This is a genomic window from Streptomyces sp. NPDC026515 (assembly GCF_055567595.1).
Window position 1 is genome coordinate 77313 of sequence record NZ_JBVHQD010000010.1, and the last position, 25905, is coordinate 103217.

A 25905-nucleotide genomic window follows, 5' to 3' on the forward strand; every position below is an offset into this window, starting at 1 on the left:
GAGACCCGGTTCCCCCCCCCCTTTTTTGGCTGCCTCCTTTGCGGTGGGTCTCTCCCCTTCCTCCCCGGCGCCCTGCCCAACCCCGTGAAAGGGGACACGCCCCCGGGGGCCCTCCCCCTGCCCCCCCCCCGGGGTCCTGCTGGGCTGCCTCTCCACGCTCCTGGCCGTCGCTGTGGCCGCCCTCGCGGTCACCCGCCCCGGCCTGCTGGCGGTCCGGGGCCGGGCGCTGCCGCTGCGCCGCCTGCAGTCCGGGCACGTCGGGGACTACGTGGCCTGGCTGCTGGTCGGCGCCGCGGCGCTCGGGGCGCTGGCCCTCCCGGGCGTGCTGGGCGGCTGATCACCCGGTTCCGGTCAGACCGTGCCGTAGGACACGTGCACCTCCGTGAAGCCGAGGGAGTGCAGCAGCCCCTCCAGCATGTCGGTGGTGTTGGTCTCGGCCCGGGTGGTCAGACCACTGGTCCTGGCCGCGTCCGAGATGTGCTTCACGGCCAGCTTCTGCACCGCCTGCTCGCTGTTGGGGTTGTCCGAGAACAGGTCTCCGAGCCGGTCCAGCAGACCTCGCTGCTTGGAGACGGCATAGGAGTGGTCGGCGTCCAGGGTGGCCTTGCCCAGCTGCGCGTGCGGCAGCCGGATGGTGGCCTCGGTACGGTCGTCGTTGACCTTCACGTCCTTCTCGCCGATCCTCCCGAGGTCGACGTAGGAGTCGACGTTGCCCGCCCCGACGTACAGGGTGCGGGTGCCGCGGATCGCGCTCGGCAGGTACTTGGCGTCCTTCTCCAGGTCCACGACGACCTGGAAGTTGCCCGACGCCGCGTCGTAACGGCTCATGTCCTGGATCGACTTCAGCAGCGTGGGGCCCGTGTTGTCCCGGGTCTCCGTGCCGAACAGATCCTTGATGCCCGGTAGCACCGCCAGCTTGATCCCGGCGAACAGCACCACGAGCACCAGCACGAACGCGGTGAACAGCTTCGCCCAACCGGGCATGCGCCGGGGCCGGGCCTTGACCGGAGTCTCCTTCTCGGAGGTCTCCTTGCTCTCCTTGGTGGAACTCGCCATGTGACGGTCCTCCTTTCCAACGACACCAATGCCCGCCGAACGCCCTGCCAGACCGCGTTGTTGGCCGATTGAGACAGCTGACGCACGACTGATACACGCTTCAGCGTGGAGTGACCTGCCGTCGGCGTGCCAGGAGCCCCGGATGACCGCAGACAGCACCTCTCGGCCCCTTTGTCCGATGCACCGCACGACGTGTCCCGAGTCCGGCCCGCCCCGGCTCGGGACACTGGCGGCCGGCACCCCGGTGCGGCTCGTGACCCGATACCACGACGTCCGTCAGGTGCTCATGGACCAGCGCTTCGACCGCAGCTCCCTGAACGCCGAGGACGCCCCGCCGCTGCTCGCCGTACCGAACCTGCTGAGCGACGCCGACGGGCTGGTGAACCAGGACGGTCCGGACCATCAGCGGGCGTCCAGGACGCGAAAGGAAGGGCTGGGCCCGCGAGCCTGCTCCAGACGGGTGTAGCAGTCGCGGACACATGGGCCTGCGCCGCGACCTCCTCGCGGCGCAGGCCGGGAGTACGGCGCGCACCGGTGCCCGGCGCGAGCCCCACCGTCCGCGGACGCAGCGCCGCCCGGCGCTCCCGCAGGAAGCGGGCCAGTTCCTGCCTGGTCCTCGCCGTACCACTGCCCTCCCGGTGCTGCCTGGTACGGACGGTCCCTGGCAGGGCGGACCCGGCCGGGGAAACGTGGCCGTCATGAACGATCGCACAGCACTCGTCACCGGTGCCAACAAGGGCATCGGCTTCCATGTCGCCCGGCTTCTCGCCGAGGCGGGCTTCGGCGTCCTCGTGGGGTCGCGGGACATCGAGCACGGTGAGCGGGCCGTGGCCGAGATCGGTGGCGACGCGCGGCTCCTGGTCCTCGACGTCACCGATCCCGGCAGCATCGAGCGCGCCGCCGCCCGCGTCGGCCGCCTGGACGTCCTGGTCAACAACGCCGGCGTCCAGCCGGTCACGGGTCCGCCCGCCGGGACCGGCGTCGAGGATCTCCGGCGCACCTACGAGACGAACGTCTTCGGCGTCGTCGCGGTCACCAACGCCTTCCTGCCCGCGCTGCGCCGCTCCGCCCACCCACGCGTCGTGAACGTCTCCAGCGGCACGGCGTCCCTCACCTGGAGCACCGGGCCCAATCCGCAGTTCGCGCACGGCAGCCCCCGGTCCGCCGCCTACCGCTCCTCGAAGGCCGCGCTCAACGCGTTGACCGTGTTCTACGCCCAGGAGCTGGCCGGGGACGGCATCAAGGTGAACGCCCTGGCCCCGGGGCGGCGGGCCACCGACCTGGTCCCCGGGGCGGCCGGGGGAGGCGGCGATCCGGCCGAGGCCGCGCGCGGCGCCGTACGGCTGGCGCTGCTGCCCGACGACGGGCCGAGCGGCGGGTTCTTCTCCTGGGACGGCACACCCGTTCCGTGGTGAGAGCGCGACGGTCCGTAGCATGAGCACGTAGCCCGTATTGATCATGCGAGGAGCGGATCGTGCGCGACATCGCCGTCTTCAGCGGCAGTGCCCATCCCGAGCTGGCCGAGGAGGTCTGCGCGCACCTCGGGGTGCCGCTCAGTCCGACGCGGGTCAGCCGGTTCGCCAACGACTGTCTGGAGGTACAGCTCCAGGCGAACTGCCGGGAGCGGGACGTCTTCCTGATCCAGCCCCTGGTCCGGCCGGTGCAGGAACACCTGGTGGAGCTGTTGCTGATGTGCGACGCGGCCCGGGGTGCCTCCGCCGGCCGGATCACCGTCGTCATGCCGCACTACTCCTACGCCCGCTCGGACAAGAAGGACGCCCCGCGCATCTCGCTCGGCGGCCGCCTCGTCGCCGACCTGCTGGTGGCCGCCGGTGCGAGCCGGGTTCTGGCCATGACCCTGCACGCCCCGCAGGTGCACGGCTTCTTCTCGGTGCCTGTCGACCATCTGCACGCCCTGCGGGAGCTGGCCGTGCACTTCCGGCGCTACGACCTGTCGCGCACCACCGTCGTCTCGCCCGACCTCGGCAACGCCAAGGAGGCCGCGGCCTTCGCCCGGCTGATCGGCGCCCAGGTGGCGGCGGGGGCCAAGCAGCGGTTCGCCGACGACCGGGTGATCATCAGCTCCGTCATCGGAGACGTGGCCGACCGGGACGTCATCGTGCTCGACGACGAGATCGCCAAGGGCAGTACGGTGATCGAACTGCTGGAGCGGCTGCGGGAGTTGGGGCCGCCCCGGTCGATCCGGATCGCGTGCACGCACGGGCTGTTCGCGGCCGGGGCGCTCAAGCGGCTGAGCGAGCAGCCCGACGTGCTGGAGATCGTCTGCACCAACACCGTGCCGGTGCCCTTCGAGGAGCACACCGACAAACTGCGGATCCTGTCCATCGCCCCGGCCCTGGCCGAGGCCGTACGCCGTATTCACAACGGTGAGTCCGTGAGCGCCCTGTTCGACGAGCCGCGCAACGTCTAGACAGGAAGGAGGAGTTCAAGCGCTGACCCGCGCTCGGCGTACCGAGGCGGACGGGAGGCCCCAGTGGCGAAGGCCAGGTTCGAGCGGACGAAACCCCATGTGAACATCGGCACCATCGGGCACATCGACCACGGCAAGACGACCCTCACCGCGGCCGTCACCAAGGTGCTGCACGACAAGTTCCCCCAGCTCAATCCGTTCACCCCGTTCGACCAGATCGACAAGGCACCGGAGGAACGGCAGCGCGGCATCACCATCTCCATCGCGCACGTCGAGTACCAGACCGAGCGGCGGCACTACGCCCACGTCGACTGCCCGGGGCACGCCGACTACATCAAGAACATGATCACCGGGGCCGCCCAGATGGACGGGGCGATCCTGGTGGTCGCGGCCACCGACGGGCCGATGCCGCAGACCAAGGAGCACGTCCTGCTGGCCCGGCAGGTGGGCGTGCCGTACATCGTCGTCGCGCTCAACAAGACCGACATGGTCGACGACGAGGAGATCCTGGAGCTGGTGGAGCTCGAGGTGCGCGAGCTGCTCACCGCGTACGAGTTCCCCGGCGACGACGTCCCGGTCGTCCGGGTCTCCGCGCTCAAGGCCCTGGAGGGCGACCCGCGATGGACCACAGCGCTGCTCGAACTCCTCGACGCCGTGGACGAGTTCGTGCCCGAGCCGGTGCGGGACGTGGACCGGCCGTTCCTGATGCCGATCGAGGACGTCTTCACCATCACCGGCCGGGGCACGGTCGTCACCGGCCGGATCGAACGCGGCGTGCTGCGGGTCAACAGCGAGGTCGAGATCATCGGCATCCACCCGCAGAGGACCAGGACCACCGTCACCGGCGTGGAGATGTTCCGCAAGCTGCTCGACGAGGGCCGGGCGGGGGAGAACGTCGGTCTGCTGCTGCGCGGGGTCAAGCGGGACGACGTAGAGCGGGGCCAGGTCGTCATCCGGCCCGGATCGGTCACCCCGCACACGGAGTTCGAGGCCCGGGCGTACATCCTCTCCAAGGACGAGGGCGGCCGGCACACCCCGTTCTTCCAGAACTACCGGCCCCAGTTCTACTTCCGCACCACCGACGTGACCGGGGTCGTCACGCTGCCGCCGGGTACCGAGATGGTGATGCCGGGCGACAACACCACGGTGCGCGTCCAGCTGATCCAGCCGGTCGCGATGGAGGAGGGGCTGAAGTTCGCGATCCGCGAGGGCGGACGGACGGTCGGCGCCGGTCAGGTGACCGGCATTCTCAAGTAGTCCTCACCCGGGCCGGCCTCGGACGGCGTCACAACGTACCGGACGTGGCCTCGGGCCGGCCGAGGGCCGCGTCCAGCGTCGCCAGTGGCGGCAGCAGCTGCGACAGTCCCGTCACCCTCAGCACCCGCAGGGTCAGCGGGTGCGCGCACACCAGCTGGAGCTGTCCACCGCGCTCCAGCACCCGGCCGCGTGCCCGGTACAGCAGCCGCAGCCCGGAGCAGTCGAAGAACTCGACGGGCAGCAGGTCGATCACCACCCGGGTGCTCTCCCGGGCGGTCACCCGGTCCAGATAGGGCGCCATCTCGGTCGCCGCCGCGATGTCGATCTCGCCCCGGAACTCCAGCACCGTGCATCCGCGGTCCTGGCGGATGCGCAGGTGCCGGGTGAGCGTCCCGGTGTCCGGTCGGGGTTCCTGGCGCACGACGTCATCACCTCCCACCCCAGCCGGTCCAATTCCGTTACCCGCCTTGCAAGTTACCCTCGATGGAGGGAATTTGAGCATGTTCGATTGACATATGTCTGCTGGTTTGGTGCGTCATTTTCTGTGGCGTGCGCGACAGTCGGCGAACGGGCACGTGGGAGCGCTGCCACCCCGCCGAGAAAGCGCGTGCCGGGCCACGCCGAGCGGAGCGCCCGCCCCTCCCGCCGACCGCACCCGCCCGATCGCAGAGATGGGCACGGGCATGATCATCATGCCCGTGCCCATCATCCGGCTCTTGAGCCCTCGGGGGTCAGTCCACCACCAGGACCAGCTTCCCCGTGGTCCGGCCGGTGCCGCCCACCTCGTGCGCCTTGGCGGCGTCGGTCAGCGGGAAGGTCCCGGCGACGGTGGCGCGCAGCTGCCCCCGCTCCACCAGGTCGGCGACCGCCCGCATCCCGGCGCGGTCGGCGTCCACCAGCATCCGCACCGCCCGCACCCCGAGCCGCTCGGCCTCCTCGTACAGCTCCGCGGAGCCCACCGGCAGGATCGACACCAGGATCCCGCCCGGCCGCAGCACCCGCAGCGAGGCCACCGAGGTGTCCCCGCCGAGCGTGTCGAGCACGACGTCGGCGTCCCGTACCGTCTCCGTGACGTCGACGGACCGGTAGTCCACCGGCTCGTCCACGCCGATCTCGCGCAGGAAGTCGTGCTTGGCGGCGCTCGCCGTGCCGATCACGTACGCGCCGCGGGCCTTGGCGATCTGCACCGCCACATGGCCGACCCCGCCGGCCGCCGCGTGGACCAGCACCCGCTGACCGGGCTGGATGTCGGCGTTCTCCACCAGGGCCTGCCAGGCCGTCAGCGACACCAGGGGCAGCGCGCCCGCCTGGACGTGGTCGATCCCGGCCGGCTTTCGCACCAGGGCACGGGCGGGGACGATCGCGTACTCGGCGTGGGTCCCGTGGCCGAACGGGTAGGGCACCATGCCGAAGACCTCGTCGCCCGGCTTGAAGGCGGCCACGCCGATCCCGGTCTCCTCGACCGTGCCGGAGACGTCCCAGCCGAGGACGAACGGCGGGTCGCCGAGGAAGCCGCCGTTCTCGCGGTGCTTCCAGTCGGTCGGGTTGAGTCCGGCGGCCCGCACCCGGACCAGCACCTCGTTGGGGCGCGGCCGCGGCCGGGCCGCCTCGACCACCTTCAGGACCTCGGGGCCGCCGAGGACGTCCTGACTGACCGCGCGCATCGTGTTCACATTGCTCATGGTGACCCAGCCTGCCGGAACCCGCCCGGCCGGGAAATGGCACGATGGCCAACCTTCGATGGAATCGTGCCAGCCCTGGCGTCGGTGCACCCCCGCCGCCGGACCTCTCAGCGGCTCATGTGCAGGGCGACCACCAGTTGCCAGACCTGGTCGGCCACGTCGTCGGGGCCGGTGTCCAGCAGGCCGTGCAGCCAGTCCGCCAGTACCCCGGCGAAGGTGGCGGCCACCGCCGAGGCGACCAGCGGGGCGTCGGCCGCGCCGGCCAGCTCGCGCTCGGCCAGGCTGCGGGCCCGCAGGTCCCGGTGCAGCACCCGGCCCAGCGGGCCGCCGCCGCCCGGTGTGAGCAGCTCCCGGTACAGGGCCGCGCGCGGAACCAGCCCCGCGAAGAAGTCCCGCAGGGCCGGTGGCGCGTGCACCGGATCCGGCCGGCCCCGCCAGGCGTGCAGCGCGTCCACGGCGTCCCGCACCACGTCCGCGCAGGCGTCGACCGCCAGCGCCTCCAGGCCGTCGTAGTGGACGTAGAAAGTGGCCCGGCCAACCCCGGCACGGCGGGTCAGTGCGGCCACCCCCACCTCGGCCAGCGGCCGTTCGGCGCACTCCGCCAGCAGGGCCGCCCGCAGCCGCGCCCGGGTCCGGGCGGCCCGTGGGTCCCCGGCCGCGGGGCGGGGCACCGGGCCGGTCACCGGGCGGCGAGGACGGCGGCCAGGGCGAGGGCGCCGGGCAGCGCCTGCGCGAACAGGATCCGCCGGTTGGCGGTGACCGCGCCGTACACCCCCGCGACCACCACGCAGGACAGGAAGAACAGCCGGGCCCGGAAGCCCGTCGGGTCGGCCGCCACCAGCCCCCACACCAGCCCGGCCGCCAGGAACCCGTTGTACAGGCCCTGGTTGGCGGCCAGCGGTGCGGTGCGCCGGGCCAGTTCCGCGTCGAAACCGTGGAAGCGCATTCCCGGCCCCTTCTGCCACAGGAACATCTCCATCATCAGGATGTACACGTGCAGCGCGGCTATCAGGCCGACCAGCACGTTCGCCAGGATCTCCATGATCGCGGATCCTCCCCATTTCTTGGACAGGTGTCCACTGTAGCTGGACAGATGACCAGCAATTCTCGCGCCGGTATGGGTATTTGTTGCTTTGTCGTCAACTGGCGGAGAGTGACCGAACCCTCACTTCCTCTACTCGTCGAGGTTGATCCTTTCGGGTTCAAACCCGATAGGCTCCGTGCGTCGCAGCGAGTTGACGCGCCTCCGTCGTGAGGCCCGTCCCGCGGCGCGCACTCGTGGCCGCGGTCATCGCGCAATGCCCCCTGTTCGCTGTTGTTCGATCGTGTTGCTCAGAAGGATGCAGATGGAACTCGCCACTTCGCGGCCGGCGGCACGGGTCCCTGTCGCCTGGTACGGCTGGTGGCTGATGCCGCTCGCCCTGGGCGGAGGCACGGTCACTGCCACCTTCATGAGCTCCGAGCACGTCACCGCGGCCGTCGCCGGCGCTGCGGCCACCGCGGCGAGCTCCGTGTGCGTACGGCTGCTGATCCGTTCGCAGGGCCGGCTGCGCCGAGCCGAGGGGGCGTACCGCGATGCGCAGGCCCAGCAGGCGCAGCAGTGGCAGCAGCATGTCGTGGGCCTGGAGCGGAAGTTCTCCGCCGAGCGCGCCGCGCTGGAGGACCAGCTGACCGAACAGTCGGCCGCGTTCGACGCGCAGCTCCGTGAGCAGGCGTCGGCCTTCGAGTCCCGGCTCGGTGAGCGGACCGCCCACTACGACGTTCAACTGGCCGAGCAGACACGGGCCTACGAGGAGCGGCTGGTCGCCCAGGTCGAGTCCGCCGAGGCGCAGCTCGCCGACCAGGCCGAGGTCTGGCAGGAGCAGCTCTCCCACGAGCGGGCCGCGATCTCCCGGCTCGCCGAGGAGCAGTTGCCCGAGGCGCTGAGGCGGCTGCGCGACGGCGAGGCCGTCGACGACCTGCTGCCGGCGACCGAGCAGTGCGCGAGGGTCGACAAGGAGCTCCAGGCCGACCTGCGCCGCATTCTGCGCACCTCGCTGATCGGCGTGGAGGAGGAGTTCAACCGCTCCACGTCCGCCGAGCAGGCCGTGATCAGCATCGGCAACCGCATCCACGTCCTGACCAGCAAACTGCGCGGCCGGCTGCACGAGATGCAGGGCGAGCACGGCCGGCTGCCCGCCGTGGCGCGCGGTCTCATGGAGCTCGACCAGGAGCTCGGCCCCGCCGACTCGCTCGCCGCCAGCATCGGCGTGCTCGGCGGCTCGGACCGCCCCGGCCGCCAGTGGCAGGAGCCCCAGCGCCTGCTCAGCGTGGTCCGCGGCGGCGTCGGCCGGATCAAGGACTTCCACCGCGTCGAGGTCCGGCACCTGCCCGAACTCGGCGTCGACGGCGGCCTGGTGGACCATCTCACGCTGATCTTCGCCCACCTCCTGGACAACGCGGCCCGCTACTCGCCGCTCACCGAACGGGTCGTCGTCTCCGGCAAAGCGGTGACGAACGGTGTCGGCATCGAGATCCAGGACTCCGGCAAGGGCCTGAGCGAGGAGAAGAAGCGCGAGGCCGAGCAGACCCTGGCGGGCACCGGGGCCGGACCGGGCATCGGCGGCATCTCCGAGGACGCCACCATCGGCCTGCGGGTCGTCGGCATCCTCGCCCGCCGCTACGGCATCCGGGTCACCTTCGCGGACTCGCCGTGGCTCGGTACCTCCGTGGTCGTCGTGGTCCCGCACAAGTACTTCGGCCCGCTGCCCGTCGCCCGGACCCCCGCGGCGGCGGCCTCCGCCGGCGCCGCCCCGGACCGGGCGCACGCCCCGGGCGCGGCCGAGACGGACGGCCGGCCGGAGTCCGGCGAGACCCCTGACACCACCCCGGGCGGACTGCCCCGGCGGCGCCCCCGGCTCCGTACGGAGGAGGAGCGGTCCGAGGCGCGCCCCGCCCGCGCGGAGGTCACCGCGTTCACCGCGGTCCCGTCGGAGGAGTCCTTCGCCGGTCTGGCCGCCTTCGCCGCCGCGGGCCGCGCGCCCGGGGCGGACGAGCGGACGGACGGCGAGGTGGAGCCGGCCGGAGAACAAGACGTAGCAGCGGCGCCCACGACCCCGTCCGGCGCCGATGACGCCGCCGGACGCGGTCCCGCCGGGCACCGCACTGAAGAGAGCGACTGGTCCGCATGACGCAACAGGGAACCGACGTGAGCTGGGCGCTCCGCGATCTGGTGGAGAGCATTCCGGAGATCCGCTTCGCGCTGGTGGCCTCCAGCGACGGCAAGGCCATCACCTCCTTCGGCGCCGACGACCCCGACGACGTGGACCGCTTCGCGGCCGTGGTGGCCGGACTGCAGGCACTGGCCCAGCCGGTGGCCGAGCAGTTCCCCCGGTACGCGGGGCAGCTGCGGCTGGCGATGATCGAGGTCGACGGCGGTCATCTCTTCGTCGTACGGGCCGGTGTGGAGACGTATCTCGGGGTCCTTGCCCGGGAAGGCCTCGACCAGGGGCTGCTCGGGCACCAGATGAGGGACGTGTCCCGCCGGATGGGCGAGCTGCTCGGCACCTCTCGGCGCCTGGATGAGCACTCTGGATGAGCGCACCCGGCCGGCCGGCGGACCCTCCCCCGAGCCCTCGGCCCCCTTCGGGCAGGGAGGACCCCCACGGACTCGAACGCTATTACGTCCTCACGGGAGGACGCAGCGGACCGGGCGGGCCGGCCTCCGGCATCGACGTGGCGACGCTCGTCGTGTCCCGCACCGCCCCCGCCCCGGGGATGCAGTACGAGCACGAGGAGATACTCCGGCGCTGCCGTCGACCGCTGTCGGTGGCCGAGCTGAGTGCCCATCTCGGACTGCCCTTCAACATCGTCGCGGTGCTGCTGTCCGATCTGCTGGAGGCGGGACGGATCGAAGCCCGCGACCCCATCCCGGCCCACCACGCCGGACGCGGGCCCGACCTCGCGCTGCTCCAGGAGGTACTCAATGGACTGGAAGGGATTTGAGCGGCCCGGTGACCCCGGCACCGGGGGGACCCGCTCGGTCAAGGTGATGATCGCCGGCGGGTTCGGCACCGGGAAGACCACCATGGTCGGCTCCGTCAGCGACATCCGGCCCCTCACCACCGAGGAGACCCTCACCCGGGCCAGCGCCGGCGTGGACCCGCTCGTCGGCGTCGCGGACAAGGCCGAGACCACCGTCAGCCTCGACTTCGGCAAGATCAGCCTCAACGAGAGCCTGGTGCTGTACCTGTTCGGCACGCCCGGCCAGGAGCGGTTCTGGTTCCTGTGGAACGGCCTGTTCAAGGGCGCGCTCGGTGCGGTCGTGCTGGTGGACACGCGCCGGCTGTCGTCCAGCTTCCGGGCGATCGAGGAGATGGAGCGGCAGGACGTGCCCTTCGTCGTCGCCCTGAACATGTTCCCTGACTCCAGGGAACACCCCGTCGAGGAGATCCGGGACGCTCTCGACGTCGCCCCGCACATCCCGGTCGTGGCCTTCGACGCCCGTGACCGCGCCTCCAGCCGTGATGTGCTCGTCGCGCTCGTCGAGTACCTGCGGGACCGTCCGCCCGTCGCCCTGGAGCCCCGATGACCACACCGCCGCCCGATCCGGAGGCCGCCGGAGGCTGCCCGGCCGCCCACGGCACCGGCGTCACCAGACTCTACGGACCCGACGCGGCCATGGACCCGCTCGCCGTCCACGAGCGGCTGCGCGCACGGTACGGCGCCGTGGCCCCGGTCCTGCTGGAGGGCGACGTGCCCGCCTGGCTGGTGCTCGGGTACCGGGAGAACCGGCGGGTGCTGGAGAACCCGCTCCAGTTCGCCCGCGACTCCCGGGTCTGGCGGGACCGGCGGGAGGGCCGGGTAGCGCAGGACTCGCCGCTGATGCAGATGGTGGGCGGGCACGCCGACTGCGTCTCCCAGGACGGCGGACCGCACCGCAGACTGCGCGCCGCGGTCACCGACAACCTGGCGGCGGTGGCCGGGCGGGGGATCCGCCGTCACGTCACGCACTTCGCCGGCAAGCAGATCGACGCCTTCGCGGACGCCGGCCGGGCCGACCTGGTCGCTGACTTCGCCGCGTACCTGCCGATGCTGGTGCTCACCCGCGTCTTCGGGCTCGCCGAGAGCGAGGGACGCACCCTCGCCGAGTCCAGCGCCGAGGTCGTCGCAGGCGGCGCGGACGCCCTCGCGCACAACGAGAGGATCGTGGCCGTCCTCGCCGAACTCGCCACCCGCAAGCGGGCGGAGCCCGGCGCCGACTTCGCCACCGGGCTGATCGCCCACCACGCGCGGCTCGGCGAGGACGAGAGTGTCCAGCTTCTGCGGTCGGTGCTGGTCACCGCCCACACCACGACCAGCAATCTGCTGGCCAGGGTGCTGGAGGCGGTCCTCACCGACCCCGGGCTGCACTCCGGGCTGGTCAGCGGTGAACTCGACATCACCTCGGTGCTGGAGGAGGTGATGTGGAACTCCCCGCCGTTCGCCGTCCTGCCGGGCCGGTTCGCCACCAGCGACCTGGAACTCGGCGAGTGCCCGGTCAAGGAGGGCGATCTGCTGCTGCCCGGCCTCGCGGCCGGCAACGCGGACCCGCTGATACGCCCGGACCCCGGGGTCTCCGTGGCCGGCAACCACGCCCATCTGGCGTTCGGCGCCGGACCGCACGAATGCCCGGGACAGAACATCGGCCAGGGCATCGTCGAGACGGCCGTGCACGTCCTGCTGCACCGGCTGCCCGGGCTCCGGCTCGCGGTCGCGGCCGAGGAACTCACCTCGACCGCCTCCACGTGGGAGTCCCGGCTGGACAGCCTGCCGGTCGAGTTCGACCCCCGGGCCGCCGCCGCTCAGTCCCCCTGAGCCGAGTACACCCGAGCGCCTCCCACGTAGGTGTGCGTCACGCGCGCGTCCGCGATGTCCTCGGGGTCCCCGGCGAACGGGTCGCGGTCCAGGACCACCAGGTCCGCGAGCGCCCCGGCCGCCACCCGGCCGGTGTCGTCGAGGTGGTTCACGTACGCCGATCCGGCCGTGTACGCCGTGATCGCGTCCCGGAGCCCGAGCCGCTCCCCGGCCAGGAACACCGGCGCGTCGCCGCCGGGCTCGACCCGGTTCACCGCGACATGGATGCCCTGGACCGGGTCCGGGCTGCTCACCGGCCAGTCGCTGCCGGCCGCGAGCCGCGCCCCGGAGCGCAGCAGCGACCCGAACGGGTACTGCCGGCCGGCCCGTTCCGGACCCAGGAAGGGGATCGTCAGCTCGTCCATCTGCGGCTCGTGCGCGGCCCACAGCGCCTGGATGTTCGCGGTCGCGCCGAGCCGTGCGAAGCGCGGTACGTCGGCGGGGTGCACGACCTGGAGATGCGCCAGATGGGGCCGGGTGTCGCTGGGGCCGTTGACGGCCCGCGCCGCCGCCACGGCGTCCAGCGCGTCCCGTACGGCCCGGTCACCCAGCGCGTGGAAATGGCACTGGAAGCCCAGGGCGTCCAGCTCCGTGACGTACTTCGGCAGTTGCTCCGGGTCGATGAAGCTCTTGCCGCGGTTGGCCGTGGCGCAGCCGCACTTGTCGAGGTACGGGTCGAGCAGGGCGGCCGTGCCGTTCTCGGCGACCCCGTCCAGCATCAGCTTCACCGTGCCCGCCCGGAACCGCCCATGGCTCAACGCCGCCCGCTTCTGCACGAGTTCCGGGATCTGCTCGGCACCGCGTGCCCGGTCCCACCACAGCGCGCCCACCACCCGCGCGGTCAGCGAACCGTCCCGGGCCGCCGTCAGGTACGCCTGCGCCGGATCGTCCATGCCGAGGAAGTCCCCGACCAACGCGTCCTGCCAGGCGGTGATGCCCAGCGCGTGCAGGTACCGCTGGGCGTGCAGCAGAGCCGCGAGCCGGTCCGCGGGGGTGGCGGCCGGCGCGAGCCGGCCGACCAGCCGCATCGCCCCCTCCTGGAGCGTGCCGCTCGGCACGCCGGACGCGTCCCGCTCGATCCGCCCGTCGGCCGGGTCGGGCGTGTCACGGTCGATCCCGGCCAGCTCCAGGGCCCGGCTGTTGACCCAGGCCCCGTGATGGTCCCGGTTCGGCAGGTACACCGGCCGGTCCGGTACGACGGAGTCCAGCAGCTCCCGGTTCGGGGTACCGCCCTCGAAGGCCTCCATGGACCAGCCGCCACCGAGGATCCACACCCGCTCCGGATGCGCCTTCGCATAGGCGCGTACGGCGGCCACGGACTCCGCGGCGGTCCGCCGTCCCGTCAGGTCGCACTGGCTCAGCTCCAGGCCGGCCGGCACCGGATGTACATGGGCGTCCTGGAATCCGGGCAGCAGCAGCCGGCCGGCGAGATCGACCACCTCGGTGCGAGGTCCGGTCAGCTCCCGCAGTCCCGCGGCGGGGCCGACGGCGGTGATGCGTTCGCCGGTGACGGCGACGGCGGTGTCCGCCGGGCCCTCGGGGGTGAGGACGGGGCCGCCGGTGAAGAGCAGATCTGCGTACATCGTTCCTGTTCCTCAGTTGGGGGTCGTGAGCAGCCGGGGTGCGTCGGCGTCCGTGCCCTCTACCGCTACTTCCGGCACACCGACGACCTGATGCCGGCCGTCGCCGACGAGCTGATCGGCCGTACCCTGCGCGACCTGGGCCTGCGCATGCACGCGGGTGCTCTCGCCCATCCCCGGGCGGCGGTGCTCAGCGCACACCGGGTGACCGGACGGGCGTACGAGATCCAGGCCGTCGAGACCATACTCGGGGTGCTGCGCGGCGCCGGTTTCCCGGACGCGGAGGCGGTCCGGGTCCACCACGCCTTCGTCGACCAGGCCCTCGCCTACAGCGCCCTCGACTCCGCCAACACCGCCCTGCCCGAGCCCGCCCGTGAGGCCGAGGCGGACGTGTGGCGGGCGACCTACGCCCGGCTGCCCGCCGCCACCCACCCGAACATCGCGGCCACCGCCCGCCACCTCGTGGCCCCGATGGGGGACAGCTCCTACCCGGCCGCCCTGGACCTGCTCCTGGCGGAGGCCGAGGCCCGCCTGATCCGGACGCGTCTGCGGGACTGAATCCGGCGGCCGGGGACATCCGCACTCCAAGGACCTGTCCAGGGAGGAAGCATGGCATTGGTGAACGCGGCCGTCGTGGTGCTCGACTGCGCCGAGCCCGAGAAACTCGCAGTGTTCTACCGGGAGTTGCTGGACGCCGAGGACGGCGAGACATCGGCCAACCTGGTCGAGATCCGTACCCGCGGCGGCTTCAGGATCGCCTTCCGGCGCGACGTCACCGCGACCCCGCCCAGCTGGCCGCGGCCCGAGAACTCGCTCCAGGCCCACCTCGACTTCCTGGTCGAGGACCTCGACGAGGCCGAGCTGCGGGTGGTCGGCCTCGGCGGACGCCCGATCGACACCAAGGAGCCGGCCGGGCCCTACGAGGAACGTGGGTACGCGGACCCGGCCGGACACTCCTTCACCCTGCGCCTGCTGCCGCCGGTGGCGCCGAAGCTGGGCTGAGACCGCTCAGTCCCGGCCGCCCCTGCGGGTCGCCGGCCATGCTCCCGTGGAGCGTTCTATGGCGGTGGCGCCGGTGCGGTCCACGGCGCTGCGCACCACCGCGAAGACGGCGCCCTGGAGGGCCGCGGCCAGCAGCACCTCGCCCCAGCCGCGCTCCCGGTCCAGGGCGTCGGGCGCGTCCTCCTCGCCGCGCAGTGCCATCCAGGTCCGGCGGAAGACCAGTGCGCCCAGCGCGCCGCCGGCCCAGCTCAGCAGAGAGCCGAGCGGCGCGTAGACGAGAGGGAGCTTCGGTTTCTTCCTGCGCTTGGCCATGCCTGCCTCCGCGTTGTCAGGGCCGCCCCGCGTCCGCGACCTGCTCGGCCGTCGGCACCGGACCGGGCGGTGTCCCGTCCCCGAAGGGCCGGCCGCCCAGCTGCTCCCGGTGATGGGGCGTCAGCCACCCGGCGAGATCCGGGCCGAGGGGAACGATACGGGTGGGGTTGATGCCGGTGTGCACCTGGTAGTAGTGCCGCTTGATGTGGTCGAAGTCGACGGTGTCACCGAATCCCGGCGTCTGGTAGAGGTCCCTCACGTACGCCCACAGCACCGGGTTCTCGGCCACCTTCCAGCGGTTGCACTTGAAGTGGCCGTGATAGACCGCGTCGAACCGCACCAGTGTGGTGAAGAGCCGGATGTCGGCCTCCGTGATCGTGTCCCCGACCAGGTAGCGCTGCCCCGCCAGCCGCTCGGCGAGCAGGCCGAGCCGCCGGAACACGGCCGTGCACGCGTCCTCGTACACCTTCTGCTCGTGCGCGAACCCGGCCCGGTAGACACCGTTGTTGACGTCCTCGTAGACCTCGGCCATCACCGTGTCGATCTCGTCCCGGCGCGCGGCCGGGTACAGGTCCGGCGCCCCCTCCCGGTGCAGTGCCGTCCACTCGGTGGCCAGGTCCAGGGTCAGCTGCTGGTAGTCGTTGGTGACCAGCCGCCCGCTCGGTACGTCCACGACCGCGGGCACGCTCACCCCGCCCGGGTAGCCGGTCTCCCGGCGGTCGTAGGCCTCGCTGAGGAACCGGATGCCGAGTACCGGGTCCCGGTCGTCGGGGTCGAGGGTGAAGCGCCAGCTCCGGTCGTCCTGGACCGGGTCGGTGACGGCCAGCGACAGGGCGTCCTCCAGGCCGAGCAGGCGCCGTGACACCAGTGCCCGGCTCGCCCACGGACAGGCGCGGCTGACCACCAGGCGGTAACGCCCGGCCGCCACCGGCCAGCCGTCCCGCCCGTCCGCCGTGATCCGGTCCGCGAAGTGACTGGGGGACCGTGAGAACGCCTTGTGCCCGAGCGAGGTGTTGCTGCCGTCACCACTCATGCTGCCTCCCTTACGTGCCTGATGCGCCGTGTCTCCCGATGTTCCCCGATTCGCAGCTCCCGCACGTGTGATCAGCCCGGGCCGGGGCAGTCGGCCGAGGTGAGTGGGACTTCGTCGCAACGACAACCGCAAGGGCAGCCGGACCGGTCGCACGCCGACCGCGGGACACGGCTGACCGTGTTCGTGGCGCTCGCCGCCAATCTGGTGATCGCCGCCGCCAAGGCCGTCGGCGGAATCGTCGCCGGGTCGCCCGCACTGCTCTCCGAGGCCGCGCACTCCGTCGCCGACAGCCTCAACGAGGTGTTCCTGCTGGCCGCCCTGCGCCGCAGCCGCCGCCCGCCCGACGAACGCCACCCCTTCGGCTACGGCAAGGAGCGGTTCTTCTGGTCCCTGCTCGCGGCCGTCGGGATCTTCGTCATGGGCGGCTGCTTCTCCGTCTTCCAGGGCGTCGAGGCGCTGCGCAACGGCGCCGACGAGAAGCTCAGCGGCTATGTGGCGGGCCTGATCGTGCTGGGCGTCGCCCTGCTCGCCGAGGGCGCCTCGCTGGTCCGGGCACTGCACCAGGCCCGCCGGGAGGACCGGGGCCTGCGGGATCCGGCGCTGCGCACGGTCGTCGCCGAGGACGGCACCGCGGTGCTCGGGGTGCTTCTCGCGATGGCCGGCATGGCGTTGCACATGGTCACCGGACAGGTCGCGTGGGAGGCCTCCGCCTCCCTGGCCATCGGCGTCCTGCTGGTGTACGTGGCCTACCGGCTGGGCGCCGACGCCCGCGCCCAGCTGATCGGGGAGGCCGCGGACCCCGAGCTGAGCGGCAGGATCCGTGAGCGGCTGGCGGAGGAGCCCGAGATCGACAGCGTGGAAGCGCTGTTCACGATGAAGCTGGGGCTCGACGCGACCCTGGTCGCGGCCCGGATCGACCTGGTGCCGGGCCTGGACAGCGAGGAGGTCGAGGAGGTCCTGGTGCGCATCAAGCGGTCCCTGGACGAGGAGTTCGGCGAGACCGACCAGATCTTCCTGGACGTGACCGACCGCTCGGCGCAGGAGGCACGGGAAAGCCCCGCCGCGACGGGGGAACGCGGCGGGGCCTGACTTCCGGCTGCCCTGGCGGGTGCCGGCTCATGCCTGCGGGAAACAGATTTTTCTAAATTCCGACGTTCCCCGGCCGGAAAGGATTCCCGGAACCGTCAGTTCCCCTGGTGCGGCTCCAGCACGAACACCGGGATCTCCCGGTCGGTCTTCTTCTGGTAGTCGGCGTAGGGCGGATACGCGGCGACCGCCCGCTCCCACCACTCGGCCTTCTCCGCTCCGGTGATCTCACGGGCGGTCATGTCCTGCTTGACCGGCCCGTCCTGGAGCTCGACGAGCGGCTGCGACTTTACGTTGTAGTACCAGACCGGATTCTTCGGCGCACCGCCCTGCGAGGCGACCACCGCGTACTTCCCGCCGTGCTCCACGCGCATCAGCGGCGTCTTGCGGATCTTCCCGCTCTTCACCCCCAGGGTGGTCAGCAGGATGACGGGCATCCCGGTGTCCATCAGGGTCGTGCCCTTCGTCCCGCCTGAGCTCTCGTACAGCTCGACCTGCTCGCGTACCCAGGCCGCCGGGCTGGGCTCGTACTCGCCCTCAAGAGGCATTGAGGTCCGTCCCCTCGTCGCTTCCAAGACTGACGCCATGATTCAACACCGGGAGTGCCCCGGATCATCCGTACGACACCGGGCCCTCCTTACCTCACGGGTAATCGCACGTACCGCACGACGCGGGCACAGTCGTGGACACACCCCGTCCGGCCGAACACCCGAGGCAGGTCAGGCCGATGTCCCGCACCCGTACCGTCGTGGCGGAACTTCTCCGGCGGATCGCCGCCGGCGCCCCCGAGCGGATCGCCGAGCTGTACGCCGAGGACGCCGACTGGCGGCTGTTTGAACCGGCCGCGGCACGAGCACGACCGCCGGGACACCCCCTGGATCACCTGCCGCACCGGCCGCGCCGGAGCCGCCGCCCACTACCGCGATCTGGCCGCGCACCGCGCACCCGAGCGGGCGGACACCCGGGTCGAGCGGGTGCTGGTCGACGGCGACGACGCGGTGGTGCGCGGCGAGATCCGGCAGACCGCGCGCCCCACCGGACGCCCGTATCACGCCAGATCCGCCCTGCACCTCACCGTCCGGGACGGCCTCGTCGTACGGCACCACGTCCACGAGGACAGCCTCGCCGTCGCCGGCGCCTTCGCGCCCTGACCGGGTCCCGGCGGTCTCAGCCCGGCGACAGCACCATCCGGGCCGCCAGCCCCAGCATCACGCAGCTCGACAGCAGCGCCGTGACCAGGCGTCCCCGGTGGCCGGTCAGGCCCCGGCCGAGCAGCGCGCCGCCGCCCGCCAGCAGCAGCTGCCAGCTCGCGGAAGCGGCGAAGGCCGCGAGGACGAAGACGCCCTGCTCCAGCGGCCGCACCGGCTCGGCGGAACGGGAGCCGACCACCAGCGCCGCGAAGTAGATCACCGTCGTGGGGTTGAGCAGAGTGATCCCGAGCAGGCCGAGATACGCCCGTGCGGGACCGGGTACCGGCCGCTCGGCCCGGGTGGAAAGACGCCGCTCCCGGTACTGGCGCAGCGCCCCCGTCGCACCGCGTACCGCGAGCCCCACCAGCACCAGGGCCGAGACCAGGCGCAGCGGCCCGAGCACCGGCAGCAGCGCGGTCGCCAGCGCGGCCCCGCCGACCGCGGCGAGCAGGGCGTACAGGCCGTCGGCGCTCGCGACACCGAGCGCGGCGCAGGCGCCGGTCCGCAGCGAAGTGCGGGCTGTGAGGGACACTAGATATGTGCCGACCGCGCCGACCGGGACGGCGATCCCGTAGCCGGCGAGCAGGCCGGCGACGAGCGCGGCCGTCACGGGCGTGCGGGCTCGGGCCTCCAGGGGCGCCTCGGCTGCTGCTGGACCCGCCCCCGGGCGACGGTCGCGAAGGTCAGCGGCACCACGGCGTCAGGAGTGTTCATGCGCAGATCCTGTGGTCCGCCTCGTCCTGCCGGCAAGCCGTTTTCGGCGTGGAATCGTCCCCCGACCACGTGGGGTTCGGCCAGATCACCCGGTTCACCGATCTGGCCGAACTTGCGGTCGTCCCATAGATGCCCCGAGCATCTAATGAAGATCGGCACGACGTACGACATTCGTCTGCGAGGTCTTCCATGAACGAACTGACGGACCTGACGGAACCCACTGTTCCGGCCCACCCGGCCGACCCTGTGGCCTGGCCGCAGGACCGCACCTGCCCCTACCACCCGCCCACCGGCTACGACCCGCTGCGCGACGGGACCCCGCTGTCCCGGGTCACCCTCTACGACGGCCGCACCGCGTGGGCGGTCACCGGCCACGGCACGGCCCGGGCGCTGCTCGCCGACCCCCGGCTCTCCAGCGACCGCCGACGGGACGACTTCCCGATGCCGAACGCCCGGTTCGCGGCGGTCCGAGAGCGCCGCCAGGTCGCCCTGCTCGGCCTCGACGACCCCGAGCACCAGACCCAGCGCAGGATGCTGATCCCGGACTTCACCCTGAAACGGGCGACCGAGATGCGGCCGGCCATCCAGCGGATCGTCGACGGCCTGCTGGACCGGATGATCGCCCAGGGGCCGCCGGCCGACCTGGTGAGCGCCTTCGCCCTGCCCGTGCCGTCCATGGTCATCTGTGACCTGCTCGGTGTGCCCTACGCCGACCACGAGTTCTTCGAAGCACAGTCCCGGCGGCTGCTGCGCGGTCCGGCGGCCGCGGACTCCCTGGACGCGCGCGACCGGCTGGAGGCCTATCTGGGCGACCTGGCCGACCGCAAGAGCCGGGACGAGGCGCCCGGCGAAGGCGTCCTGGACGATCTCGTCCACGAGCGGCTCCGCGAGGGCGACCTGAACCGCGCCGAGGTCGTCTCACTCGCCCTCATCCTGCTGGTCGCCGGGCACGAGACCACGGCCAACATGATCTCGCTGGGTACCTTCACCCTCCTCCAGCAGCCCGAGCGGCTCGCCGAACTGCGCGCCGACCCCGCGCTGGTGCCCGCCGCAGTCGAGGAACTGATGCGGATGCTGTCCATCGCCGACGGGCTGCTGCGCGTCGCCCTGGAGGACATCGAGGTGGCCGGCTCCACCATCCGCAAAGGCGACGGCGTGCTCTTCGCGACCTCGGTCATCAACCGCGACGAGTCCGTGTACGACGACCCCGACACCATCGACTGGCACCGCCCGGCCCGCCACCACGTTGCCTTCGGCTTCGGCATCCACCAGTGCCTGGGCCAGAACCTGGCCCGCACCGAGCTGGAGATCGCCCTGCGCACCCTGTGGGAGCGGCTTCCGGACCTGCGGCTGGCCGCGCCGCCGGAGAAGATTCCCTTCAAACCCGGCGACACGATCCAGGGGATGCTGGAACTCCCCGTGACCTGGTAAGAGGCTCCTGCCATGCACATCGACATCGACACGGACGTCTGTATCGGAGCCGGCCAGTGCGCCATGACGGCCCCGAACGTCTTCACCCAGGACGACGACGGCTTCAGCACCCTGCTCCCCGGAATGGCGGACGGCGGCGGCGACCCGCTGGTCAAGGAGGCGGCCCGGGCCTGCCCGGTGCACGCCATCACCGTCAAGGAACCGACGGGCTAGCCGGCGGCCGGCGGTGCCTCGAGCACCGCCGGCTCCGGACCGCGCGCCGCGCCCGATCGGCGATCACCTGGCAGACGGCCACCCGGTCGCCCTCGACGGTGACCCGCAGGACGTACCGGAGCCGTCCGAGCGGGGCGACCACCAGGCCGGCCCTCGACCAGCGCCGGCGCACCAGTACCGTGCCCTCGGCGGCCCCCGGGAGCGCCTGTACCCGGTCGCCGCCGAGCTGACCCGCGTCGACGTCGTACGGCCCCGCCCGGCCGGGCGGCGGCCGCCGCGCCCTCGCCCGGGCCGCGCTCTCAGCACATGCCCCGGCCTGACCTCACGGGTCGCGCGGCGGTTCCCGGGCGTCCGTCGGGAGGGGCTGTTTCCGGGTGTGGCCCGGTTGCCCGGGGCCGGGGTGCTGCTGCGTCTGGGCGGCGGGGAGGCGGCGGCGTCGCATCGGTCGCCCGGGCCCGGGACGGGCCTTCGGCGCTCCGGGCTCGGCGGGCGCGCTCCGTGCCTGGCCTCAGCGGTCGCGCAGGAGCTCCCGGGCCGCTTCGCGTGCCTCGGTGGCCGGGCGCGTGGTGCCGGTGATGCCCGCGGTCACCATCGCCCCCTCGGCCAGCAGGAACAGCGGCCCGGTGAGCGCGGCGTCCAGTCCCGCGTCCGCCACCAGGCACCCGAGATAGTCCCGGAAGGCCTGCTTGTGGTCCCGTACCTGGGCCACCACCCCCTCGGAGGTGGCCCCCAGCTCGCCGTACGCGTTGATCCACGCGCACCCCCGGAAGTCCGCCTCGCCGAACCACCCCGCCAGCCAGTCGAAGACGGCGAGCAGCCGCTCCCTGAGGTCAGGCTCCCGTTCGACATGCGCGGCGAGCAGTCGCCGCCAGCGCAGGTCCCGGCGCTCCAGATAGGCCACCACGAGCTGTTCCTTGGCGGGGAAGAGCTGGTAGAGCCGTTTGAGGGAGACCCCGGAGGCGCCGCGTATGTCGTCCATGCCGACGGACTGCACCCCACGGCCGTAGAACAGCCGCTCGGCGGCGTCCAGGGCCTGCTCCCGCGCGACCGCGCTGTCCATGACCACTGCTGATGGCTCCTTGACGTGAGAACGTGCGTTCTCATACGTTAGCAGCGACCCGGAGAACGTTCGTTCTCCGCTTGAGGAGGAGACCCATGGCCGACCGTCCGCCCCTGCCGCCCTTCACCCACGAGACCGCGCTCCAGAAGGTCCAGGCCGCCGAGGACGCCTGGAACACCCGCGATCCGCAGCGCGTGGCGCTCGCGTACTCCGAGGACTCGCTCTGGCGCAACCGGGACACCTTCGTCACCGGCCGGGCCGAGATCGTCGAGTTCCTCACCGCCAAGTGGGACCGGGAACTCGACTACGCGCTCCGCAAGGACCTGTGGGCCTTCGACGGCGACCGCATCGCCGTCCGCTTCCAGTACGAGTGCCACGACGCGGCCGGCCAGTGGTGGCGGTCCTACGGCAACGAACTCTGGGAGTTCGACGGGCACGGCCTGATGACCCGGCGCGAGGCCAGCATCAACGACGTCCGGATCGAGGAGGGCGACCGCCGTATCCACGGTCCACGCCCGGAGTCCGAGCGGGGCCGGTCGTTCCCGCTCCGGTAGCGCTCGCGTAGGGTTCCCGGATGACCGACGCGTCCTCGAAGCCCTTCCTCTACCTGGTCGTCTGCGGGGCCGGTGTCGCCGCGGACGTCGGCAGGCTGATCACCGCGGCGCAGGAACGCGGCTGGGAGGTCGGGGTCATCGCCACGCCGGTCGCCATGAACGGCTTCTTCGACACCGCCGACGCCGAGACGCGCACCGGCCGACCCGTCCGGTCGGCCTGGCGCCGCCCCCGCGACCCGCGCCCCTTTCCGGCGCCGGACGCGGTGGCCGTCGCTCCCGCCACCTTCAACACCGTCAACAAGTGGGCCGCCGGGCTCGCCGACACCCTTGCCGTCGGCACCCTCTGCGAGGCCCTGGGGCTCGGCGTCCCGACAGCCGTTCTGCCGTGTGTCGCCGACGCGCTGGCCGCCCACCCCGCCTACCGGGAGAGCGTCACCCGGCTGCGCGGGCTGGGCGTCCGCTTCGGCGACCCGCACACCGGCGGGGCCGAAGCGGACGGCCGGCGCCCCGAGTTCGCCTGGGAACGGGCGCTCGACCTGCTGGAGCACGGCTGACGCGTCCGATTACCGCCGCCGCCGCACGGGACCGGCCGCCCGCCCGACGTAGGCTCGGCTCTGTACGACGTGATCTCGACGGCGGGAGACAACGATGGAGTACGTGAAGCTCGGCCGGACCGGTCTGGACGTGTCCCGGATCTGCCTCGGCTGCATGACCTACGGCCTGCCCGACCGTGGCACCCACGAGTGGACCCTCGACGAGGAGGCGTCCCGCCCGCTGATCCGGCAGGCGCTGGAGACGGGCATCAACTTCTTCGACACCGCCAACGTCTACTCGGACGGCACCAGCGAGGAGATCGTCGGCAAGGCGCTGCGCGACTTCGCCCGGCGCGACGAGATCGTCCTCGCCACCAAGGTGCACGGCCGGATGCGCCCCGGGCCCAACGGCGGCGGTCTGTCCCGCAAGGCGATCCTCACGGAGATCGACCACAGCCTCAGCCGGCTCGGCACCGACTACGTCGACCTCTACCAGATCCACCGCTTCGACCACGAGACGCCGATCGAGGAGACGATGGAGGCGTTGCACGACGTCGTCAAGGCGGGCAAGGCCCGGTACATCGGGGCGAGTTCGATGTACGCCTGGGAGTTCTCCAAGGCCCAGTACACGGCCGAGCGGCACGGCTGGACCGCGTTCGTCTCCATGCAGAACCACTACAACCTCCTCTACCGCGAGGAGGAGCGCGAGATGCTGCCGCTCTGCGTGGACCAGGGCGTCGGCGTACTGCCGTGGAGCCCGCTGGCCCGGGGCCGCCTCACCCGCGACTGGGGCACGGTCACCGAGCGCAGCGCCACCGACAACTTCGGCAACCGCCTCTACCAGGAGGGCGACCGCGCGATCGTCGAGGCGGTCACCCGCATCGCAGGCGACCGGGGCGTCCCCCGGGCCCAGGTGGCCCTCTCCTGGCTCCTCCACCAGAACCCGGTGACGGCCCCGATCATCGGCGCGTCCAAGCCCCGGCACATCGAGGACGCGGTCGCCGCAGTGGAGTTGGCACTCAGCGACAAGGAACTCGAAGAGCTGGAGCAGCCGTACGGCCCCCATCCGATCTCCGGCCACTGAGACGTACCGCACGCCAGGGGCGCGGGCCCCGTCACGGCCGTTCGGTCCCGCAGGGGCCGGCGCCCGCGCTCGCCGGCAGCGCAACGCGTTCCCCGCTCATGGTCAACGTCCGGTAGTACGAACCGATCCGCGCCGCCGACCGCCCCACGTAATGCCCGATGAACGACCGCCGGAACCGCGCGGCGGAGCGGTTCGGCTGTGACCCGTGCACCAGACTCCGGTTGAAGAACAGCACGTCCCCCGGCCCCATGTCGACCGGCACCGCCACCAGCCCCGTTGGCGGTGCCACGTACTCCCGCGCGAACGACAGCTCCGCGTCGGACTCCTCCGGGCAGAACAGCTCCATCCGATGCGTCCCGGCACCACTTCGAGACCGCCGTTCTCCCGGCCGATCTCCTCGCAGGCGACCCACGCCGCGACGCAGGTCCCCGGCTCCACCCGCAGATAGAAGTTGTCCTGGTGCAGCGCCTGCCCCCGGGCCCCCGGCGGCTTGAAGCAGAACATGCTCTGTGCGGCCAGCACCTCCTCCCCGAACAACCCCTCCAGGATCACCCGCAGCCGCGCGTCCAGCAGGAACCGCCGGGCGAGCGCGCTGATCTCGTGCGGCTGCGTCACGCGGGGGTACCGGTGCAGCGGATCCGCCGTCGGCCCCGGCCGGAAGTGGCCCGGCACGGGCCGCCCCGCCGCGTGCAGCGCCGCGAACTCCGCACACAACCGGTCGATCTCGTCGTACCCGAACAACCCGCGTACGACGGCGAACCCGTCGTCCTCGAACTGCCGCGCCATGGTGGTGCCGATGCCCGTGACGGTCATGCCCGCGCTCCTCGGTCCGGTGCTCTGGGCCTGTCACGCTAGGCCGACACGTCCGTGGAGAGGATGTCCATGACCGCTGAGGAAATTGCCCGGGACCGCTGTCCCGGCTCCGCCGCCGGGCACGGTCGTCACCGGCCACTACGACCAGGGCCCCGGTTACCGGGTCAACCGGCCCGAGGGGTCGGCCAGTTGGCTGTTCACCTGGACCACGGACGGGCTCGGCCTGCTCCGGCAGGGGACCGCACAGGCCTGGGCCCGCCCCGGCCACCTGGTCGTCCTCGCGCCAGGCGTGCCGCACCACTACACGGTCGGGCCCGGCGCGCGCCGCTGGCGCTTGTGGTGGACGCACTGCCAGGCCCGCCCGGGCTGGGCGCAGTGGCTGGGGCCGTGCGCCGTGGGCGACGGCGTGTTCGCCGTCGGGGCTGCGCAGGACACGCACGCCAGGATCGAGACCGCGTTCCACCGGCTGCCGGCCGACTCCCGCTGGACCGGCTGCGGCGCGCCGCCCGCCGCGGTGCCCGGCGAACCGCCCGTCGCCGTCGCGTACGGCAGCGCGGCACGCGAACTCGCCCTGTGCGCGCTGGAGGAGGTGGTGCTGCTCGCGACGGCCGGCGCACACCGCGCGGCTCCGGGGCCGGACGCCGGGGACGGGCGGGTGCGCCGTGCCTCGGAGCTGATCGCCGCCGACCCGGGCGCTGCGCACACCGTCGACTCGCTCGCCGCGCAGGTCGCGCTCTCGCCGTCCCGGTTCGCCCACCTCTTCACCCGGGAGACGGGCCTGCCCCCGATGCGCGCGCCGCGCGAGGCGCGGCTGTGACACGCCGCCCGGCTGCTGGAGAGCACCGACCTGACCGTCGGGCGGGTCGCGGCCGCGTCCGGATTTCCCAGCCCGTTCCACTTCAACCGGGTTTTCCGAGAAAGATACGGTGTCCCACCCGGCGCCTACCGTTCCGGTGAACGCCCCTAATGCCCGCGGCCATTGGTTTCCGGACGCCGCCCG

Annotated in this window: 27 protein-coding genes and 6 pseudogenes; 20 read left to right on the top strand and 13 right to left on the bottom strand. The window is 72.3% G+C overall.

Going from position 1 to position 25905, the window contains the following annotated elements; genetic code table 11:
- Positions 1-124: 124 nt before the first annotated feature.
- A pseudogene (locus tag ACZ4O3_RS22045) lies at positions 125-337 on the top strand (complex I subunit 5 family protein); the annotation flags it as partial.
- Between the two features lie 14 nt (positions 338-351).
- Here ACZ4O3_RS22045 and ACZ4O3_RS22050 read toward each other — a convergent pair.
- Complete coding sequence (locus ACZ4O3_RS22050) at positions 352-984, bottom strand: DUF4230 domain-containing protein (protein ID WP_467724047.1); 633 nt, start codon at positions 982-984, stop codon at positions 352-354.
- Between the two features lie 214 nt (positions 985-1198).
- Between ACZ4O3_RS22050 and ACZ4O3_RS22055 the strand changes: the two genes are divergently transcribed.
- Positions 1199-1522 carry a hypothetical protein gene (locus ACZ4O3_RS22055; protein ID WP_467723757.1) on the top strand — a complete coding sequence of 108 codons (324 nt, stop codon included), beginning with the start codon at positions 1199-1201 and terminating at the stop codon, positions 1520-1522.
- Here the strand turns inward: ACZ4O3_RS22055 and ACZ4O3_RS22060 are convergent.
- A pseudogene (locus tag ACZ4O3_RS22060) lies at positions 1465-1724 on the bottom strand (helix-turn-helix domain-containing protein); the annotation flags it as partial. The gene ACZ4O3_RS22055 and the pseudogene ACZ4O3_RS22060 overlap by 58 nt on opposite strands.
- Before the next feature lie 30 nt (positions 1725-1754).
- Between ACZ4O3_RS22060 and ACZ4O3_RS22065 the strand changes: the two are divergent.
- The 3 genes from ACZ4O3_RS22065 to tuf all read left to right on the top strand — a co-directional run bounded on the left by ACZ4O3_RS22065 (position 1755) and on the right by tuf (position 4744).
- On the top strand, positions 1755-2471 hold the full coding sequence (locus ACZ4O3_RS22065) for an SDR family oxidoreductase (RefSeq protein WP_467723759.1): 717 nt from the start codon (positions 1755-1757) through the stop codon (positions 2469-2471).
- Between the two features lie 59 nt (positions 2472-2530).
- Positions 2531-3487, top strand: a complete 957-nt coding sequence (locus tag ACZ4O3_RS22070; protein ID WP_362727435.1) for a ribose-phosphate diphosphokinase — start codon at positions 2531-2533, stop codon at positions 3485-3487.
- A gap of 63 nt (positions 3488-3550) precedes the next feature.
- The gene (gene tuf / locus ACZ4O3_RS22075) at positions 3551-4744 is read left to right on the top strand and encodes an elongation factor Tu (protein ID WP_362727433.1); all 1194 of its coding nucleotides are present in this window, start codon (positions 3551-3553) and stop codon (positions 4742-4744) included.
- Positions 4745-4772: 28 nt separating this feature from the next.
- Here the strand turns inward: tuf and ACZ4O3_RS22080 are convergent, their stop codons facing one another.
- The 4 genes from ACZ4O3_RS22080 to ACZ4O3_RS22095 form a co-directional block, all read right to left on the bottom strand.
- On the bottom strand, positions 4773-5165 hold the full coding sequence (locus ACZ4O3_RS22080) for an anti-sigma factor antagonist (protein WP_362727431.1): 393 nt from the start codon (positions 5163-5165) through the stop codon (positions 4773-4775).
- A 310-nt stretch (positions 5166-5475) separates the two neighbouring features.
- Positions 5476-6426, bottom strand: coding sequence for an NADP-dependent oxidoreductase (locus ACZ4O3_RS22085; RefSeq protein WP_467723762.1), 951 nt, complete (start codon positions 6424-6426; stop codon positions 5476-5478).
- 107 nt (positions 6427-6533) lie between these two features.
- Positions 6534-7097 (bottom strand): TetR/AcrR family transcriptional regulator, encoded by a 564-nt coding sequence (locus tag ACZ4O3_RS22090; protein ID WP_467723764.1) that lies wholly within the window; start codon positions 7095-7097, stop codon positions 6534-6536.
- 8 nt (positions 7098-7105) lie between these two features.
- A complete protein-coding gene (locus tag ACZ4O3_RS22095) occupies positions 7106-7468 on the bottom strand; it encodes a DUF1304 domain-containing protein (protein WP_467723766.1) in 363 nt (120 codons plus the stop codon).
- A 304-nt stretch (positions 7469-7772) separates the two neighbouring features.
- Between ACZ4O3_RS22095 and ACZ4O3_RS22100 the strand changes: the two genes are divergently transcribed.
- Genes ACZ4O3_RS22100 through ACZ4O3_RS22120 form a run of 5 tightly spaced genes read left to right on the top strand, consistent with a single transcriptional unit; the run spans position 7773 to position 12261 of the window.
- Complete coding sequence (locus ACZ4O3_RS22100) at positions 7773-9596, top strand: ATP-binding protein (RefSeq protein WP_467723768.1); 1824 nt, start codon at positions 7773-7775, stop codon at positions 9594-9596.
- Positions 9593-10003 carry a roadblock/LC7 domain-containing protein gene (locus ACZ4O3_RS22105; protein ID WP_362732177.1) on the top strand — a complete coding sequence of 137 codons (411 nt, stop codon included), beginning with the start codon at positions 9593-9595 and terminating at the stop codon, positions 10001-10003. The genes ACZ4O3_RS22100 and ACZ4O3_RS22105 overlap by 4 nt, the downstream gene beginning before the upstream one ends.
- A complete protein-coding gene (locus ACZ4O3_RS22110; RefSeq protein WP_362732175.1) occupies positions 10000-10410 on the top strand; it encodes a DUF742 domain-containing protein in 411 nt (136 codons plus the stop codon). Before ACZ4O3_RS22105 ends, ACZ4O3_RS22110 begins: the two co-directional genes overlap by 4 nt.
- Positions 10391-10996 carry a GTP-binding protein gene (locus ACZ4O3_RS22115; protein ID WP_362732173.1) on the top strand — a complete coding sequence of 202 codons (606 nt, stop codon included), beginning with the start codon at positions 10391-10393 and terminating at the stop codon, positions 10994-10996. The genes ACZ4O3_RS22110 and ACZ4O3_RS22115 overlap by 20 nt, the downstream gene beginning before the upstream one ends.
- On the top strand, positions 10993-12261 hold the full coding sequence (locus tag ACZ4O3_RS22120; RefSeq protein ID WP_467723770.1) for a cytochrome P450 family protein: 1269 nt from the start codon (positions 10993-10995) through the stop codon (positions 12259-12261). Before ACZ4O3_RS22115 ends, ACZ4O3_RS22120 begins: the two co-directional genes overlap by 4 nt.
- On the opposite strand, the gene ACZ4O3_RS22125 is transcribed toward ACZ4O3_RS22120, so the two are convergent.
- Positions 12249-13883 carry an amidohydrolase gene (locus tag ACZ4O3_RS22125; RefSeq protein ID WP_467723771.1) on the bottom strand — a complete coding sequence of 545 codons (1635 nt, stop codon included), beginning with the start codon at positions 13881-13883 and terminating at the stop codon, positions 12249-12251. The two genes, ACZ4O3_RS22120 and ACZ4O3_RS22125, sit on opposite strands and share 13 nt — an antisense overlap.
- A gap of 54 nt (positions 13884-13937) precedes the next feature.
- Here ACZ4O3_RS22125 and ACZ4O3_RS22130 point away from each other — a divergent pair.
- Together ACZ4O3_RS22130 and ACZ4O3_RS22135 are read left to right on the top strand one after the other, a co-directional pair.
- A pseudogene (locus tag ACZ4O3_RS22130) lies at positions 13938-14438 on the top strand (TetR/AcrR family transcriptional regulator C-terminal domain-containing protein); the annotation flags it as partial.
- Positions 14439-14489: 51 nt separating this feature from the next.
- Positions 14490-14882: a VOC family protein gene (locus tag ACZ4O3_RS22135; protein WP_362724222.1), complete on the top strand. Its 393-nt coding sequence runs from the start codon at positions 14490-14492 to the stop codon at positions 14880-14882.
- Between the two features lie 6 nt (positions 14883-14888).
- Here ACZ4O3_RS22135 and ACZ4O3_RS22140 read toward each other — a convergent pair whose 3' ends face one another.
- Both ACZ4O3_RS22140 and ACZ4O3_RS22145 read right to left on the bottom strand, forming a co-directional pair.
- On the bottom strand, positions 14889-15194 hold the full coding sequence (locus tag ACZ4O3_RS22140; protein ID WP_362724225.1) for a DUF4235 domain-containing protein: 306 nt from the start codon (positions 15192-15194) through the stop codon (positions 14889-14891).
- A gap of 16 nt (positions 15195-15210) precedes the next feature.
- Entirely contained in the window at positions 15211-16227 is a 1017-nt protein-coding gene (locus ACZ4O3_RS22145) for a glutathione S-transferase family protein (RefSeq protein WP_467723774.1), read from the bottom strand.
- A 21-nt stretch (positions 16228-16248) separates the two neighbouring features.
- On the opposite strand from ACZ4O3_RS22145, the gene ACZ4O3_RS22150 reads away from it, so the two are divergent.
- Positions 16249-17316 (top strand): cation diffusion facilitator family transporter, encoded by a 1068-nt coding sequence (locus ACZ4O3_RS22150; protein WP_385001085.1) that lies wholly within the window; start codon positions 16249-16251, stop codon positions 17314-17316.
- Positions 17317-17411: 95 nt separating this feature from the next.
- Here ACZ4O3_RS22150 and ACZ4O3_RS22155 read toward each other — a convergent pair whose 3' ends face one another.
- Positions 17412-17861, bottom strand: a complete 450-nt coding sequence (locus ACZ4O3_RS22155) for a nitroreductase family deazaflavin-dependent oxidoreductase (RefSeq protein WP_467723776.1) — start codon at positions 17859-17861, stop codon at positions 17412-17414.
- Positions 17862-18040: 179 nt separating this feature from the next.
- On the opposite strand from ACZ4O3_RS22155, the pseudogene ACZ4O3_RS22160 reads away from it, so the two are divergent.
- A pseudogene (locus tag ACZ4O3_RS22160) lies at positions 18041-18464 on the top strand (nuclear transport factor 2 family protein).
- Between the two features lie 16 nt (positions 18465-18480).
- On the opposite strand, the gene ACZ4O3_RS22165 reads toward ACZ4O3_RS22160, so the two are convergent.
- Positions 18481-19113, bottom strand: a complete 633-nt coding sequence (locus tag ACZ4O3_RS22165) for a LysE family transporter (protein ID WP_385001093.1) — start codon at positions 19111-19113, stop codon at positions 18481-18483.
- A gap of 293 nt (positions 19114-19406) precedes the next feature.
- On the opposite strand from ACZ4O3_RS22165, the gene ACZ4O3_RS22170 reads away from it, so the two are divergent.
- Both ACZ4O3_RS22170 and ACZ4O3_RS22175 read left to right on the top strand, forming a co-directional pair.
- Positions 19407-20648 (top strand): cytochrome P450, encoded by a 1242-nt coding sequence (locus ACZ4O3_RS22170; protein WP_467723779.1) that lies wholly within the window; start codon positions 19407-19409, stop codon positions 20646-20648.
- A 12-nt stretch (positions 20649-20660) separates the two neighbouring features.
- A complete protein-coding gene (locus ACZ4O3_RS22175) occupies positions 20661-20861 on the top strand; it encodes a ferredoxin (protein WP_362732144.1) in 201 nt (66 codons plus the stop codon).
- Between the two features lie 508 nt (positions 20862-21369).
- On the opposite strand, the gene ACZ4O3_RS22180 is transcribed toward ACZ4O3_RS22175, so the two are convergent.
- Entirely contained in the window at positions 21370-21921 is a 552-nt protein-coding gene (locus tag ACZ4O3_RS22180) for a TetR/AcrR family transcriptional regulator (protein ID WP_467724048.1), read from the bottom strand.
- 95 nt (positions 21922-22016) lie between these two features.
- Between ACZ4O3_RS22180 and ACZ4O3_RS22185 the strand changes: the two genes are divergently transcribed.
- From ACZ4O3_RS22185 to ACZ4O3_RS22195, 3 genes are all read left to right on the top strand, one after another.
- Positions 22017-22475 carry a nuclear transport factor 2 family protein gene (locus ACZ4O3_RS22185; protein ID WP_362728534.1) on the top strand — a complete coding sequence of 153 codons (459 nt, stop codon included), beginning with the start codon at positions 22017-22019 and terminating at the stop codon, positions 22473-22475.
- 20 nt (positions 22476-22495) lie between these two features.
- Positions 22496-23029 (top strand): flavoprotein, encoded by a 534-nt coding sequence (locus ACZ4O3_RS22190; protein ID WP_467723781.1) that lies wholly within the window; start codon positions 22496-22498, stop codon positions 23027-23029.
- 94 nt (positions 23030-23123) lie between these two features.
- Positions 23124-24092, top strand: coding sequence for an aldo/keto reductase (locus tag ACZ4O3_RS22195; RefSeq protein ID WP_362728538.1), 969 nt, complete (start codon positions 23124-23126; stop codon positions 24090-24092).
- Between the two features lie 31 nt (positions 24093-24123).
- Here ACZ4O3_RS22195 and ACZ4O3_RS22200 read toward each other — a convergent pair.
- A pseudogene (locus ACZ4O3_RS22200) lies at positions 24124-24905 on the bottom strand (phytanoyl-CoA dioxygenase family protein).
- Between the two features lie 85 nt (positions 24906-24990).
- Here ACZ4O3_RS22200 and ACZ4O3_RS22205 point away from each other — a divergent pair.
- Positions 24991-25872: pseudogene (locus tag ACZ4O3_RS22205) on the top strand (helix-turn-helix domain-containing protein).
- The last annotated feature ends 33 nt before the right edge of the window (positions 25873-25905 follow it).